Origin of the sequence: Streptomyces sp. NPDC093984, assembly GCF_044764595.1 — a bacterium.
Lineage (GTDB): Bacteria > Actinomycetota > Actinomycetes > Streptomycetales > Streptomycetaceae > Streptomyces > Streptomyces cynarae.
Window position 1 is genome coordinate 119,067 of record NZ_JBIWIM010000010.1, and the last position, 13,620, is coordinate 132,686.

At 70.3% G+C, this 13,620-nt stretch carries 14 protein-coding genes, 5 tRNA genes and 1 pseudogene; 4 read left to right on the forward strand and 16 right to left on the reverse strand.

All coding sequences use genetic code 11. The features are described 5' to 3' along the window. Window positions 1-60 precede the first annotated feature (60 nt). A complete protein-coding gene (locus ACIRC0_RS29950) occupies window positions 61-1,071 on the reverse strand; it encodes an NAD(P)H-dependent glycerol-3-phosphate dehydrogenase (protein ID WP_403622069.1) in 1,011 nt (336 codons plus the stop codon). Then, window positions 1,068-1,838, reverse strand: a complete 771-nt coding sequence (locus ACIRC0_RS29955; protein ID WP_403622071.1) for a lysophospholipid acyltransferase family protein — start codon at window positions 1,836-1,838, stop codon at window positions 1,068-1,070. Before ACIRC0_RS29955 ends, ACIRC0_RS29950 begins: the two co-directional genes overlap by 4 nt. Window positions 1,839-2,038: 200 nt before the next feature. On the opposite strand from ACIRC0_RS29955, the gene cofC reads away from it, so the two are divergent. Continuing rightward, window positions 2,039-2,686 carry a 2-phospho-L-lactate guanylyltransferase gene (gene cofC, locus ACIRC0_RS29960; RefSeq protein WP_403622074.1) on the forward strand — a complete coding sequence of 216 codons (648 nt, stop codon included), beginning with the start codon at window positions 2,039-2,041 and terminating at the stop codon, window positions 2,684-2,686. 306 nt (window positions 2,687-2,992) lie between these two features. Continuing rightward, entirely contained in the window at window positions 2,993-3,196 is a 204-nt protein-coding gene (locus ACIRC0_RS29965) for a hypothetical protein (protein WP_403622077.1), read from the forward strand. 64 nt (window positions 3,197-3,260) lie between these two features. On the opposite strand, the gene ACIRC0_RS29970 is transcribed toward ACIRC0_RS29965, so the two are convergent. The 4 genes from ACIRC0_RS29970 to leuC all read right to left on the reverse strand — a co-directional run bounded on the left by ACIRC0_RS29970 (window position 3,261) and on the right by leuC (window position 6,555). Continuing rightward, window positions 3,261-3,890, reverse strand: coding sequence for an HU family DNA-binding protein (locus tag ACIRC0_RS29970; protein WP_103838072.1), 630 nt, complete (start codon window positions 3,888-3,890; stop codon window positions 3,261-3,263). Between the two features lie 127 nt (window positions 3,891-4,017). Continuing rightward, window positions 4,018-4,248 carry a hypothetical protein gene (locus ACIRC0_RS29975; protein WP_403622080.1) on the reverse strand — a complete coding sequence of 77 codons (231 nt, stop codon included), beginning with the start codon at window positions 4,246-4,248 and terminating at the stop codon, window positions 4,018-4,020. A gap of 277 nt (window positions 4,249-4,525) precedes the next feature. Continuing rightward, window positions 4,526-5,119 (reverse strand): 3-isopropylmalate dehydratase small subunit, encoded by a 594-nt coding sequence (leuD, locus tag ACIRC0_RS29980; RefSeq protein WP_263232254.1) that lies wholly within the window; start codon window positions 5,117-5,119, stop codon window positions 4,526-4,528. 5 nt (window positions 5,120-5,124) lie between these two features. Next, window positions 5,125-6,555, reverse strand: a complete 1,431-nt coding sequence (gene leuC / locus ACIRC0_RS29985) for a 3-isopropylmalate dehydratase large subunit (protein WP_403622083.1) — start codon at window positions 6,553-6,555, stop codon at window positions 5,125-5,127. Window positions 6,556-6,745: 190 nt separating this feature from the next. Between leuC and ndgR the strand changes: the two genes are divergently transcribed. Next, entirely contained in the window at window positions 6,746-7,462 is a 717-nt protein-coding gene (ndgR, locus tag ACIRC0_RS29990; RefSeq protein ID WP_023546516.1) for an IclR family transcriptional regulator NdgR, read from the forward strand. Window positions 7,463-7,541: 79 nt separating this feature from the next. Here the strand turns inward: ndgR and ACIRC0_RS29995 are convergent, their stop codons facing one another. Next, complete coding sequence (locus ACIRC0_RS29995) at window positions 7,542-8,027, reverse strand: DUF4188 domain-containing protein (protein WP_403622087.1); 486 nt, start codon at window positions 8,025-8,027, stop codon at window positions 7,542-7,544. A 118-nt stretch (window positions 8,028-8,145) separates the two neighbouring features. Here ACIRC0_RS29995 and ACIRC0_RS30000 point away from each other — a divergent pair, with 118 nt between their 5' ends. Continuing rightward, window positions 8,146-8,802: a MerR family transcriptional regulator gene (locus ACIRC0_RS30000; protein WP_403622366.1), complete on the forward strand. Its 657-nt coding sequence runs from the start codon at window positions 8,146-8,148 to the stop codon at window positions 8,800-8,802. A gap of 46 nt (window positions 8,803-8,848) precedes the next feature. Here the strand turns inward: ACIRC0_RS30000 and ACIRC0_RS30005 are convergent. The 9 genes and pseudogenes from ACIRC0_RS30005 to ACIRC0_RS30045 form a co-directional block, all read right to left on the reverse strand. After that, window positions 8,849-8,921, reverse strand: a tRNA-Glu gene (locus ACIRC0_RS30005). Window positions 8,922-8,947: 26 nt separating this feature from the next. After that, window positions 8,948-9,019, reverse strand: a tRNA-Gln gene (locus tag ACIRC0_RS30010). 21 nt (window positions 9,020-9,040) lie between these two features. Then, window positions 9,041-9,113 (reverse strand) — tRNA-Glu (locus ACIRC0_RS30015). A gap of 23 nt (window positions 9,114-9,136) precedes the next feature. Next, a tRNA-Glu gene (locus tag ACIRC0_RS30020) sits at window positions 9,137-9,209 on the reverse strand. Window positions 9,210-9,248: 39 nt separating this feature from the next. Next, window positions 9,249-9,320: transfer RNA gene (locus ACIRC0_RS30025), tRNA-Gln, on the reverse strand. A gap of 91 nt (window positions 9,321-9,411) precedes the next feature. Then, window positions 9,412-10,147: pseudogene (locus ACIRC0_RS30030) on the reverse strand (HAD family hydrolase). A gap of 262 nt (window positions 10,148-10,409) precedes the next feature. After that, entirely contained in the window at window positions 10,410-11,885 is a 1,476-nt protein-coding gene (gene gltX, locus ACIRC0_RS30035; RefSeq protein ID WP_403622091.1) for a glutamate--tRNA ligase, read from the reverse strand. After that, complete coding sequence (locus tag ACIRC0_RS30040; protein ID WP_403622094.1) at window positions 11,878-12,654, reverse strand: fumarylacetoacetate hydrolase family protein; 777 nt, start codon at window positions 12,652-12,654, stop codon at window positions 11,878-11,880. Before ACIRC0_RS30040 ends, gltX begins: the two co-directional genes overlap by 8 nt. Before the next feature lie 631 nt (window positions 12,655-13,285). Continuing rightward, window positions 13,286-13,474, reverse strand: a complete 189-nt coding sequence (locus ACIRC0_RS30045) for a hypothetical protein (RefSeq protein WP_200422574.1) — start codon at window positions 13,472-13,474, stop codon at window positions 13,286-13,288. Window positions 13,475-13,620 lie beyond the last annotated feature (146 nt).

Consider the following 13,620-nt stretch of genomic DNA (forward strand, 5'->3'; position numbering starts at 1 on the left):
GCAGTGCCCTGGGTCAGCGTGCGCCCCGCAGGCGAACGATCAAAAACGGGGCGGGATCGCTCAGCGTCGTTCGGGCTTCGCGCTGCGCGACATCAGTTCCTTCAGGGCGACCACCGGGGGCTTGCCCTCGTGGACGATGCCGACGACCGTCTCCGTGATCGGCATGTCGACACCATGCCGACGGGCCAGATCCAGCACGGACTCACAGGACTTGACGCCCTCGGCGGTCTGCCGGGTGACCGCGATGGTCTCCTCCAGCGTCATGCCCTTGCCGAGGTTGGTGCCGAAGGTGTGGTTGCGCGACAGCGGCGAGGAGCAGGTCGCGACCAGGTCGCCCAGCCCGGCCAGTCCCGAGAACGTCAGCGGGTCGGCGCCCATGGCGAGCCCGAGCCGGGTCGTCTCGGCGAGCCCGCGGGTGATGAGCGAGCCCTTGGCGTTGTCGCCGAGGCCCATGCCGTCCGCGATGCCGACCGCCAGGCCGATGACGTTCTTGACCGCGCCGCCGAGTTCGCAGCCGACGACGTCCGTGTTGGTGTACGGGCGGAAGTACGGCGTGTGGCAGACGGTCTGCAGCCGCTGTGCGACGGCCTCGTCGGTGCAGGCCACCACGGCGGCGGCGGGCATGCGCGCGGCGATCTCACGGGCCAGGTTGGGCCCGGTGACGACGGCGACGCGTTCCGGGACGACCTTGGCGACGTCCTCGATGACCTCGCTCATCCGCATGGCGGAGCCGAGTTCGACGCCCTTCATCAGGGAGACGAGGATCGTGTGGGGCGCGAGCAGCGGCGCCCATTCGGCGAGGTTCCCGCGCAGGGTCTGGGAGGGGATCGCGAGTATCGCGAAGTCGGCGTCGCGCGCGGCCTCGGCGGGGTCGGTGGTGGCGCGCAGGTTTCCGGGGAGTTCCACGCCCGGCAGGTAGTCCGGGTTCGTACGGGTGGAGTTGACCGCCTCGACGAGTTCGGCGCGGCGCGCCCAGAGGGTGACCTCGCACCCGGCGTCGGCGAGCACCATGCCGAACGCCGTCCCCCACGATCCCGTTCCGAACACGGCCGCCTTGACCGGCTTGCTCACTGGCCCTGCCCCTCCTTCTCCCGTGCCTTCTCCTGTGCGGCGGACCGGCGGCGCTGCTCGATGCGCACCTCGCGCGGGTCGTACGGCTTCTCGGGCGCCTTCTCGCCGCGGATCTGCTCCAGCTGGCGGGTGATGGCGGCCATGATGACCTCCGTCGCCTCCTTCAGGAGGTCGGGGGACATCTCCTTGCCGTAGAAGCGCGTGAGGTCCACGGGCGGGCCGGCGAGCACGTGGTGCGTCTTGCGCGGAAAGAGGTGGGGCTTCCTGGCGTAGGGCGGCAGCAGCTCGTTGGCGCCCCACTGGGCGACGGGGATGACCGGGCACCTGGTCTGCAGGGCGACGCGGGCGGCGCCGGTCTTGCCGGTCATGGGCCAGCCGTTCGGGTCGCGGGTGAGGGTGCCCTCGGGGTAGAAGGCGACGCACTCGCCGCGCTCCACGGCGTCGATGGCGGCCCGGAAGGCGCTGAGCGCGTCCGTGGACTCCCGGTAGACGGGGATCTGGCCGGTGCCGCGCATCGCGGCGCCGACGAATCCCTTCTTGAAAAGGCCGCTCTTCGCGAGGAATCGGGGAACGCGCCCGGTGTTGTACTGAAAGTGGGCGTAGGCGAAGGGGTCCACATGGGAATTGTGGTTCACCACCGTGATAAATCCACCCTCGGCCGGAATGTTCTCCATTCCGCGCCAGTCCCGCTTGAGCAGAACCACCAGCGGCGGTTTGCAGAGGACCGCTGCGAAGCGGTACCAGAAGCCGATTCTGCGGCGGGGCACGCGGACACCTTCCTCTAGGGACCCGGCACGAGGGGCCTGGCGCTTGGCTGTGGGCCGCACAAGTGTCGCCCCAGGCCGCCCGTCTGTCGAGAACACCGTACGCCCGCCTGTCTCCGACGACCGCGCTGCATGCGGCTTCGCACATGTTCTCCATGGGGGCGGGTGACAATGGGCGCGACGAGGACAGGGACGGAGCGCTCGTGCAGTGGACTGTGGTCGTACCCCTGAAGGCCCTGACGCGGGCCAAGAGCAGACTCTCGGACACCGCGGCGGACGCGGTGCGTCCGGGACTGGCGCTCGCCTTCGCGCAGGACACGGTGGCCGCGGCGCTGTCGTGTGTCGCGGTGCGTGATGTGGCGGTCGTCACGGACGACCCGGTGGCCGGGCGGGAGCTGGCGGCCCTGGGCGCCCGGATCGTCCCGGACGAGCCGGCGGGCGGGCTGAACGCCGCGCTCGCGCACGGGGCGGCCGCCGTACGGGCGCTGCGCCCGCGCGGTGCGGTGGCGGCGCTCAACGCGGATCTTCCGGCGCTGCGGCCCGTGGAATTGGCCCGGGTCCTCGACGCGGCCGCGGAATTCCCGCGCGCTTTTCTGCCGGACGCCGCCGGAATCGGCACGACGCTGCTGGCCGCGACGCCCGGCGGTGAATTGCGGCCGTCGTTCGGTCCTGATTCCCGGGCACGTCATCGCGCCTCGGGAGCGGTGGAACTCGACCTCGACGAGGTGCCTTCGGTACGCCAGGACGTGGACACGGGCGACGACCTGCGCGTGGCCCTGTCCCTGGGCGTGGGCCCGCACACCACGGCGGCAACGGCCCGGCTGCTGATTCCCGGGCAGCCGGGGGGCTGACGGGACGCCTCGGCGCGTGCGCGGTACCGCGGGCCCCCGACCAGGCGCGGCCGTCGGAGAGCGGCCGCTCGGCACGCGCGGCCGGCGCTCGTGCGACGCACGGACTCGGACGGGGAGCCCGAAAGGAGCCGACGGCCCTCTCCTTCGGCGGTGCCGTCTGCCGTCAGTGCGCTCGGGCCGCGGCCACGCGGCTCCGGGGCGCCGTGGCGCCACCTCGACGGGCGTCCAGGATCCGTCGGCGCACGGTCCCGCCTTCGGGCCCCCGCCGCCGGACCGGCCGCCCACCGGCGCCGATAGGCTGCGGTCATGCAGGCGACCGCGTACACCTACGACCCCGACAGCCGCACCGGGCAGGTGCTGCTCGACGACGGCACCCCCGTCCCCTTCGACGCGGCGGCGTTCGACGCGGGCGGGCTGCGACTGCTGCGGCCGGGGCAGCGGGTACGGGTCGAGATGGAGGGCGAGGGTGAGGACCGGCGGATCACGCTGGTGACCCTGCACACCTTCTGAACACACCGCGGGCCGGGCTCCTCATGGGAGCCCGGCCCGGCGCGTGAGTGCCCGTGCGCCCCGGTTACCTGCGGGCGGTGGTCTTCTTGGCGGTGGTCTTCCGTGCCGTCGACTTCTTGGCCGGAGCCTTCTTGGCCGGGGCCTTCTTCGCCGCCGCCTTCTTCGTGGTGGTCTTCTTGGCCGTGGTCTTCTTGGCGGCCGCCGTGGTCTTGGCGGGCGCCTTCTTCGCCGTGGTCTTCTTGGCCGCCGCCGTGGTCTTCTTGGCGGGCGCCTTCTTCGCCGCGGCCTTCTTCGCGGCCGGTGCCGCCTTCTTGGCGGCGGCCTTCTTGCCGGCAGCCTTGGCGATGGTGGGCGGCGGGCCGGACAGGCTGCCCTTGGGCGCCTTCTTGACGGCGACCTCACCACCGCGCGGGAGCTTCTTCGTGCCGCTCACCAGGTCCTTGAAGCCCTGGCCCGCGCGGAAGCGCGGCACGGAGGTCTTCCTGACCCGAACCCTCTCGCCGGTCTGGGGGTTGCGGGCGTAACGGGCCGGACGCTCGACCTTCTCGAACGAACCGAAGCCGGTGACCGAGACCCGCTCGCCCGCGACGACAGCGCGGACGATGGCGTCCAGGACATGATCGACAGCATCGGCGGCCTGCTGGCGGCCACCCAACTTGTCGGCAATCGCTTCTACGAGCTGCGCCTTGTTCACGTCTTCCCCTTCGGAGACATCGCCGGAACGAAAGTGTTCAAGCTTTTTCGCACGTTAGGCAGATATATACCGCAAATCAAACACGAAACGGGCTTATCACCCTTGTGCCGCAACAGACTCGGCCGCCTCAGACTTCCTCTTCGGGGATGCGCTCCTCGTCCAGGTCGCCCATGAACCGCTCCAGACGCCGGGCCGCTTCGGCGGGATCGTGCTTGGCCGCGGCCGTGATGACCAGCAGCTTCCGGGTCAGCGCCATCCGTACGCCCTCCGGGACTTGCAGTGCGCGCACCCTTGCGTGCGCTTTCTTGAGTTGGCCCGCGACCGCCGTATAGAGCTGGAGTTGGCCGTCGTTGTCCATGCACAGATTGTGCCATCTGGGGCGAGTTGTCGCCCCCGCTGGGGGCAACTGCCGCGCCCCTCAGGCTCTCCGGGCGCCTCGGCACGTAGCGGTGTCAAGATGCGGGTACCCAGGCAATGACCTCTGTAACTGCGGTAGTTGATGACCATCGCGGCGATCCGCGGACCCTCCCCGGGGCAGATACGGCTGTACCCCCAACCGTCCACGATTGGGGGTACAGAGCGATGCCGCGATGGCCGAAACCGGCTCTTGCGCAGGGCCGGGTGGCAGATCCGTGTCAGACCTGGAGCGTCCGCGGCTTGTAGGAGGGGCGGCGCGCCTCGTACGCGGCGATGTCGGCCTCGTTCTGGAGCGTGATGGAGATGTCGTCGAGGCCGTTCAGCAGCCGCCAGCGGGAGTTCTCGTCCAGCTCGAAGGCGGCGGTGATGCCCTCGGCGCGAACCTCACGAGCCTCAAGGTCCACAGTGACCTCAGCAGTGGGGTCCTTCTCCGTGAGCTCCCAGAGCGCGTCCACGATCTTCTGCTCGAGGACGACCGTGAGCAGCCCGTTCTTGAGCGAGTTGCCGCGGAAGATGTCGGCGAAGCGGGAGGAGATGACCGCCTTGAAGCCGTAGTTCTGCAGCGCCCAGACGGCGTGCTCACGGGAGGAGCCGGTGCCGAAGTCGGGGCCGGCGACCAGCACCGTGGCGCCCTGCCGCTCGGGGCGGTTGAGCACGAACTCCGGGTCCTTGCGCCAGGCCTCGAACAGCCCGTCCTCGAACCCGTCGCGCGTGACCTTCTTGAGCCAGTGGGCGGGGATGATCTGGTCGGTGTCGACGTTGCTGCGGCGCAGCGGGACGGCCCGGCCGGTGTGCGTGGTGAATGCTTCCATGACTCTCAGACTCCAGCGGGCGTACGAGTGTCGGCGTCGGACAGGTCGGCGGGGGACGCCAGGTGACCGAGGACGGCCGTGGCGGCGGCGACCTGCGGCGAGACCAGGTGCGTCCGGCCGCCCTTGCCCTGCCGGCCCTCGAAGTTGCGGTTGGAGGTGGACGCGGAACGCTCGCCCGGGGCCAGCTGGTCCGGGTTCATGCCGAGGCACATCGAGCAGCCCGCGTGCCGCCATTCGGCGCCGGCTTCCTTGAAGACCACGTCCAGGCCCTCGGAGACGGCCTGCAGACCCACGCGCGCGGAGCCCGGCACGACGAGCATCCGTACGCCGTCGGCGACTTTGCGGTCCTTGAGGATCGCGGCGGCGGCGCGCAGGTCCTCGATACGGCCGTTGGTGCAGGAGCCTACGAAGACGGTGTCCACCTTGATGGAGCGCAGCGGCTGCCCGGCCTCCAACCCCATGTACTCCAGGGCCTTTTCGGCGGCCAGGCGCTCCGAAGCGTCCTCGTACGAAGCCGGGTCGGGGACGGACGCCGAAAGCGGCGCACCCTGGCCCGGGTTGGTGCCCCAGGTGACGAACGGCGAGAGCGCGGAGGCGTCGATGTGGACCTCGGCGTCGAATTCGGCGTCGTCGTCGGTCCGCAGCGTCTTCCAGTACTCGACGGCGGCGTCCCAGTCGGCGCCCTCGGGGGCGTGCGGGCGGCCCTTGAGGTACGCGAAGGTGGTCTCGTCCGGGGCGATCATGCCCGCGCGGGCGCCGGCCTCGATCGACATGTTGCAGATGGTCATCCGGGCCTCCATCGAGAGCTTCTCGATGGCCGAGCCGCGGTACTCCAGGATGTAGCCCTGGCCGCCGCCGGTGCCGATCTTCGCGATGATCGCCAGGATCAGGTCCTTGGCGGTGACGCCCTCGGGCAGCTCGCCGTCGACCGTGATCGCCATGGTCTTGGGGCGGGCCAGCGGCAGCGTCTGGGTGGCCAGCACGTGCTCGACCTGCGAGGTGCCGATGCCGAAGGCCAGCGCGCCGAAGGCGCCGTGCGTGGAGGTGTGCGAGTCGCCGCAGACGACCGTCGTGCCCGGCTGGGTCAGGCCCAGCTGCGGGCCCACGACGTGCACGACGCCCTGCTCGACGTCGCCCAGCGGGTGGAGGCGGACGCCGAACTCCGCGCAGTTCTTGCGCAGCGTCTCCAGCTGGGCGCGGGAGACGGGGTCCGCGATGGGCTTGTCGATGTCGAGGGTCGGGGTGTTGTGGTCCTCGGTCGCGATGGTGAGGTCGAGCCTGCGCACCTGGCGGCCGCTCTTGCGCAGCCCGTCGAAGGCCTGCGGGCTGGTCACCTCGTGCAGCAGGTGCAGATCGATGTAGAGGAGGTCGGGCTCGCCCTCGGCGCGCCGGACGACATGGTCGTCCCAGACCTTCTCCGCGAGTGTCCTACCCATCGCTTTCCCTCCGGTCGGCAAGGAGTGCACCGACCCAACTAGAGATCTTGGGGTGGCGGCGCCCGTACCCCTGGTTTCCGGGCGTGTGCCGCCGGGCCCGATGGTCCGCGGGCCGCCGTGACATCAAGGGTGGCGCGTTCCACGAAAAATTGAACTTGCGTTTCACAGAGTGAGACGTGAGTATCGTTGCATGGACAACAGTAGCGGCGTCGGCGTTCTGGACAAGGCGGCCCTCGTCCTGAGCGCTCTGGAGTCCGGTCCGGCCACCCTCGCGGGCCTGGTCGGCGCCACCGGACTGGCACGACCCACGGCGCACCGCCTCGCCGTGGCGCTTGAGCACCACCGTATGGTGGCGCGCGACATGCAGGGCCGTTTCATTCTCGGCCCCAGGCTGGCCGAGCTGGCCGCGGCGGCGGGCGAGGACCGCCTGCTGGCGACGGCGGGCCCGGTGCTGACCCACCTCCGCGACGTCACGGGCGAGAGCGCGCAGCTCTACCGGCGCCAGGGTGACATGCGCATCTGCGTGGCCGCGGCGGAACGCCTGTCCGGCCTCAGGGACACGGTCCCGGTCGGCTCGACACTCACCATGAAGGCGGGCTCCTCGGCACAGATCCTGCTGGCCTGGGAGGAGCCCGAGCGACTGCACCGCGGACTGCAGGGCGCCCGCTTCACGGCGACGGCCCTGTCGGGCGTGCGGCGCCGCGGCTGGGCCCAGTCCATCGGCGAGCGCGAGCCGGGCGTGGCGTCCGTCTCTGCGCCCGTACGCGGCCCCTCGAACCGCGTCGTGGCCGCGGTGTCCGTCTCCGGCCCCATCGAGCGCCTGACCCGCCACCCCGGCCGTATGCACGCCCAGGCGGTCATCGACGCCGCCGCACGGCTCTCCGAGGCGCTGCGCCGCTCGGGCTGATCCGGGAGTAGTCAGCGAGGGGCCGGCCTCAACGCCGCGGCAGGCCCCTCCCGCTGCCCTTCGACGCGCGGACGACGCCCTAGGAGATCCGCAGCCGGTCGGCGGCCCGGTCGCCCCGGCGGCCGACCGGCACCACTCCCGTGGCCTTGCCCAGACCGAACTCGGGCATGTTCATGTAGATCGACTCATGGGACCCGGCCGGCACGACGTACGTCTCGTGCCAGAAGCCGACCTTCCCCCTCCCCTCGCGCAGCCGCCGGTTGAAGGCGGCCCAGGCCGGCCGGTGGCTCTTGTCCGGGGCGGCGGCGTAGGCGAGGAGCTTCTCCTTCGACTCCCAGTACTGGACCAGGTACACCTCGCGCACCCCGCCCAACAGGGACTTGTAGCCGAGCAGTCCGCTGTCCTTGTCCCGCGCGAGCTCCGCGAGCATCGGCCCCATGGCCCTGGCCACCGGCCACCAACTGCGCACCGCCGCAAAGCTGTTGATACGCATCCCGATGTGGAAGACGACCACCCCGTCCTCGCCCGCAGCGGTCATGCGCCCTTCGATCGGCTTTCCACTCATGATCTCCCCCACTCGTCTCGTCCGGCCCACCGACTCGATTGGATAGCGTCACTATCCATGATTGGATAGTGGCACTACCCAAGGCGAGGACGCAAGAGGAAAGACGGTGCGGGACGGAATGCGACTGGCGGAGCTGAGCGCACGAAGCGGCGTCTCCACGGCGACGATCAAGTACTACCTGCGCGAAGGGCTGCTGCACCCCGGCCGCCGGATCACGGCCACGCAGGCCGAGTACGACGAGGAGCACCTGCGGCGGCTGCGGTTGGTGCGGGCGCTGATCCAGGTGGGCCGTATCCCGGTGAACTCGGCCCGGGAGGTGCTCGCCGCGCTGCAGGACCAGGACCTGGACCGGAACAAGCGCCTGGGCACTGCCGTGTGGGCCCTGCCGCACGGTCCGGCGCCGGACGAGGGCGACCCCGCCACCGAGGCGGCCCGGCACACCGCCGACGCGCTTCTGGACCGGCTCGGCTGGAGCTACGGTGCCACGCCCGGCCCGTCCGGAGAGCCGGCCTCACCCGCGTACGGGATGCTGGTGACCGCGATCACCGCGCTGTCCCGACTCGGTTACCCCTGCGCCGTCGAGGACTTGGAGCCCTACGGGCGGGCGATGGAGCGGATCGCGGTCACCGACCTGGACCTGGTGGAGCGCTACGAGACGCCGGACGAACAGGTGGAGGCCGCCGTGGCACTGACCGTGCTGTACGAGCCGGTGCTGCTGAGTCTGCGCCGACTGGCGGAGGCGGAGGAGTCACGCCGCCGGCTCGGCGGGAAGTGACCGACGCGAAAGGGGCCCTCCCGAGGGAGGGCCCCTTTCGACTGCGTACCCCCGACCGGATTCGAACCGGCGCTACCGCCTTGAGAGGGCGGCGTGCTAGGCCGCTACACAACGGGGGCGTGGATCATGCGTTTCCGCAGATCAGCTGGTCTACCTGGACTCGAACCAAGACTAACTGAACCAGAATCAGTCGTGCTGCCAATTACACCATAGACCAAAGGTGGTTTAGACCTTTCAGTACCCCCGACCGGATTCGAACCGGCGCTACCGCCTTGAGAGGGCGGCGTGCTAGGCCGCTACACAACGGGGGCCCATGTGATCCTGGAAGGATCCGTACCCCCGACCGGATTCGAACCGGCGCTACTGCCTTGAGAGGGCAGCGTGCTAGGCCGCTACACAACGGGGGCTTGCGGATGAGATCCGCGGGTGCAGATGAGCTCTGCGAGCTGGCCTACCTGGACTCGAACCAAGACTAACTGAACCAGAATCAGTCGTGCTGCCAATTACACCATAGGCCACTGGAACGCAAGCCCCTGAGGGGATCTTGTTCTAGTTCTGCGCTGCTGGGTTCCGGCCTTCCGGCCCGCTCCCCGCGGCGCAGGAAGAACATTACCTGAAGGTGGACGGCGCTCCAAAACGGGTATCGGCGCGGAGGATCGCGGGGAGTTCGGCGAGGGACGAGATCCGGTGGGGGGCCCTCGGTGGCGTCGCCGCTGATGAGCGCGGTGTCACGGCAGATCCAGACCGACAGCAGACCCGCCTCGGCGGCGCCCCGCCCGTCGATCTCCGGATGGTCGCCGACGTACGCCACCTGGTGGGGAGCGAGCCCCAGGGCCTCGCAGGCGACGCGGAAGGCACGGGCGTCCGGCTTGGATACGCCCAGCTCGGCGGCGCACAGCACGGCCTCGAAGCGGTCGCGGACGCCGAGGGTGCGGAGCTTGTGCTCCTGGACGTGGATGCTGGAGTTGGACAGCACGGCGTGTCGGTGGCTGACGGCGAGGGCGTCGAGGACGGGCAGGACGTCCGGGAAGAGCGCCCAGGCGGCCTCGTAGTGCTCCCGGTACCGCCGGAACCAGGCGTCGGCCTCGTCGTCGGTCAGGTCCTTCCCCAGAAAGACCCGCACCCGGTCGCGCCGCTGCCCCTCGAAGGAGACCTCCCCCGCCGCGTACCGCGCCCACTGGAGGTCGGTGATCTCGCGCCACCGCGCGAGGGCCGTCTCCACGGCCCCGAAGCCGTCGAGCAGCAGCCCCTCGGCCGCCAGATGGGCACGCATCCCGGCACGGTCGGCGGTGGTGTAGTCGAAAAGGGTGTCGTCGACGTCCCAGACCACGGCCCGAATACTCATGGCCCGACAGTAACCCGGACCGGTGACGCCTCTGCCGGTTTCCGGGGTTCCGCCACCGCCCGGCTCGGCCCGGACGAGCATCTGCGGAAGGCTTACGTGGCTCCCGGCTTCGTACTCGAGTACACGGTGGCGGGCGCGATCATGATCGTCGTGGTCCTGGAGATCTTCGACGAGAACCACCACCTGATCGACGAGAACGCCGCCGCCTGGCGTATGCCGAAGGGGCGGCACCCGGAGTCCGGGTGCCGCCCCTTCGCCGTGCCTACGCCGCCAGCTTCACCAGCGCCGCGTCGATGCGCGCGATCGTCTTCTCCTTGCCCAGGACCTGCAGGGACTCGAAGAGGGGCAGGCCGACCGTGCGGCCGGTGACGGCCACGCGGACCGGCGCCTGGGCCTTGCCGAGCTTGAGGCCGTGCTCCTCGCCGGCCGCCAGCACGGCGTCCTTCAGCGACTCCGGGCTGCTCCAGTCGGCCTGGAAGAGCTTGGCGCGGGCTGTGGTCAGCAGGGCGTCGGAGCCCTCCTTCATCGCCTTCGTCCAGCTCGCCTCGTCGAACACCGGCTCCGGGAGGAACAGGAAGTCGACGTTGTCGGTGATCTCGGACAGGACCTTGACGCGGGTCTGCGCGTGCGGCGCGATCGCCTGCCACTTCGCCTCGTCGAAGTCCTCGGGTGCCCACGGGGCGAACGGGGCCTTCAGCCACGGCCGGCAGCGCTCGGTGAAGTCCTTCACGTCGAGCAGCCGGATGTGGTCGGCGTTGATCGACTCGGCCTTCTTCAGGTCGAAGCGGGCCGGGTTGGGGTTCACGTCCGCGATGTCGAAGGCGGCGACCATCTCGTCGATCGAGAAGATGTCGCGGTCGGGTGCGAGCGACCAGCCCAGCAGGGAGAGGTAGTTGAGCAAGCCCTCGGGGAGGAAGCCCTGCTCGCGGTACAGGTTCAGCGACGACTGCGGGTCGCGCTTCGACAGCTTCTTGTTGCCCTCGCCCATCACGTACGGCAGGTGGCCGAACTCGGGCACGGCCTTGGCGATGCCGAGCTCGATCAGCGCCTTGTACAGGGCGATCTGCCGCGGCGTGGAGGAGAGCAGGTCCTCGCCGCGCAGGACGTGGGTGATCTCCATCAGGGCGTCGTCGACCGGGTTGACGAGCGTGTAGAGGGGGGCGCCGTTGGCGCGGACGATGCCGTAGTCGGGCACGTTCTCCGGCGTGAAGGTCAGCTCGCCGCGGACCAGGTCGGTGAAGGTGATCGGCTCGTCGGGCATGCGGAAGCGGACGATGGGCGTGCGGCCCTCGGCCTCGTACGCCGCCACCTGCTCGGCGGTCAGGTCGCGGCAGTGACCGTCGTACCCGGACGGCTTCCCGGCGGCGCGGGCGGCGTCACGGCGGGCGTCCAGCTCCTCCGTGGTGCAGTAGCAGTGGTAGGCGTACCCGCCGTCCAGCAGCTTCTTCGCGACGTCCTTGTAGAGGTCCATCCGCTGGGACTGGCGGTACGGCGCGTGGGGGCCGCCGACCTCGGGGCCCTCGTCCCAGTCGAAGCCCAGCCAGCGCAGCGAGTCCAGGAGCTGGACGTAGGACTCCTCGGAGTCGCGGGCCGCGTCCGTGTCCTCGATGCGGAAGACGAACGTGCCGCCGGTGTGGCGGGCGAACGCCCAGTTGAACAGGGCGGTGCGGACCAGGCCCACGTGGGGGTTGCCGGTCGGGGACGGACAGAAACGTACGCGGACGGAGCCGTTAGCCACGCTTGATCACCTTGTTGGTGAGAGTGCCGATGCCTTCGATGGTGACGGCGACCTCGTCGCCGACGTTGAGGGGGCCGACCCCCGCGGGGGTGCCCGTGAGGATCACGTCGCCGGGGAGCAGCGTCATGGCCTCGGAGATGTTGACGATCAGGTCCTCGATCGGGTGGATCATCTCGCTCGTGCGGCCGAGCTGGCGCTGTTCGCCGTTGACCGTGAGCTGGATGGTGAGGTCGCTCGGGTCGACGTCGGTCTCCACCCAGGGGCCGAGCGGGCAGGAGGTGTCGAAGCCCTTGGCGCGGGCCCACTGCTTCTCGCGGCGCTGGACGTCGCGCGCGGTGACGTCGTTGGCGCAGGTGTAGCCGAGGATCACGTCCTTGACGCGCTCGCGCGGGACCTCGCGGCACATGCGGCCGATCACCACGGCCAGCTCGGCCTCGTGGTGCAGTTCCTGGGAGAAGGAGGGGTAGGCGATCTCGTCGCCGGAGCCGATCACCGAGGTGGACGGCTTGAAGAAGGCGAACGGGGCCTCGGGGACCTCGTTGCCCAGTTCGCGCGCGTGCTCCGCGTAGTTGCGGCCGAAGGCGACGACCTTGTTGGGGAGCACCGGCGGCAGCAGCCTGACCTTGCTCAGCGGGACCTTGGTGCCGGAGAGCTCGAAGTCCGCGAACGGGATGCCCTTGATGATGTCGAGGACGAGTTCGTCCGGCTTGTCACCCTCGACCGCGCCGAAGGCGACGTTCCCGTCGATGGAGAATCTGGCGATGCGCACGGGATCCTTGCGCCCCTTAACTGAGCTGGCTGGAGTCTGACGCTCCAGGCTAACGCGGCAGGGGGCGCGCACCTCGCGCTTTATGGGCGCCGCGGGTCCGATACGGGATCGGCGGGGCGCCTCGGGGGTACGGGCCGGTGGACGCCGGCGGGCCGTACGGGTCGGCGGGACGCCACCAGCACGACGGCCGATCGGCGGGACGCCACCAGCACGACGCATGGCCGGCGGGACGCCACCAGCACGACGCATGGCCGGCGGGACGCCACCGGCCCAACGCATGGCCGGCGGGACGCCACCGGCACGACGGCCGATCGCCGGGACGCCATCGGCCCCGTCCGGATCGGCGCAACACCATTGGGTCCGTTCGGATCGGGTGGCCCCCGCCGAACCCGGGCGACATCGGCGGCCACCGCCGAACCCGGGCGTCACCAGCGGCCACCGCCGAACCCGGCTTCACCGGCGGGTACCACCGGACCCGGGGGTGATCGGCGGTACGCCTCGCCTCGGCAGAGGATCAGCCGCCGACCGCTGGTGAGCGGCCGTTCACAGTGCGCCACTGGATCCGGTACGGCATACGCGGGCGCCCCACGATGTCCTCGTCCCGTTGAGCGTGCGGCGCCCGTCGCGCGTACTACTGCGCGACGGAGGCCTGGACCGGGACCTCCATGAGGACGGTGCGCTTGGGATTGGCGGTCTGGGTGGGAAGGTCGACGGAGTGTTCCGGGGTCGCCGGCGCCTGCAGCTCCTCGGCGTCGGTGAGGTGCACCAGCGTCGTCCGCCGCGGGTTCGCTATGGTGCGGAACATCATCGTGGTCTTCACTGTTGTCGTTGACCTCGTCGTTGCGGGCGCCGGGCGGGCCGCAAGGACCGTCGCCGGGGCGCGGGTTGTCGGATTCGCCATCCCTGTAAAGCGTCAGGCTAAACATCCAATTCCCGCGCAAAGCCCTGAAGAGGGTCTGATCACCG

Coding starts and splice junctions, on each gene's coding strand:
- leuD (WP_263232254.1), bottom strand. CDS start 5,119: ATGGAAGCATTCACCACGCACACCGGCCGGGCCGTCCCGCTGCGCCGC.
- ACIRC0_RS29995 (WP_403622087.1), bottom strand. CDS start 8,027: ATGAGTGGAAAGCCGATCGAAGGGCGCATGACCGCTGCGGGCGAGGAC.
- ndgR (WP_023546516.1), top strand. CDS start 6,746: ATGGACAACAGTAGCGGCGTCGGCGTTCTGGACAAGGCGGCCCTCGTC.
- leuC (WP_403622083.1), bottom strand. CDS start 6,555: ATGGGTAGGACACTCGCGGAGAAGGTCTGGGACGACCATGTCGTCCGG.
- ACIRC0_RS30000 (WP_403622366.1), top strand. CDS start 8,146: ATGCGACTGGCGGAGCTGAGCGCACGAAGCGGCGTCTCCACGGCGACG.
- ACIRC0_RS29965 (WP_403622077.1), top strand. CDS start 2,993: ATGCAGGCGACCGCGTACACCTACGACCCCGACAGCCGCACCGGGCAG.
- ACIRC0_RS29975 (WP_403622080.1), bottom strand. CDS start 4,248: ATGGACAACGACGGCCAACTCCAGCTCTATACGGCGGTCGCGGGCCAA.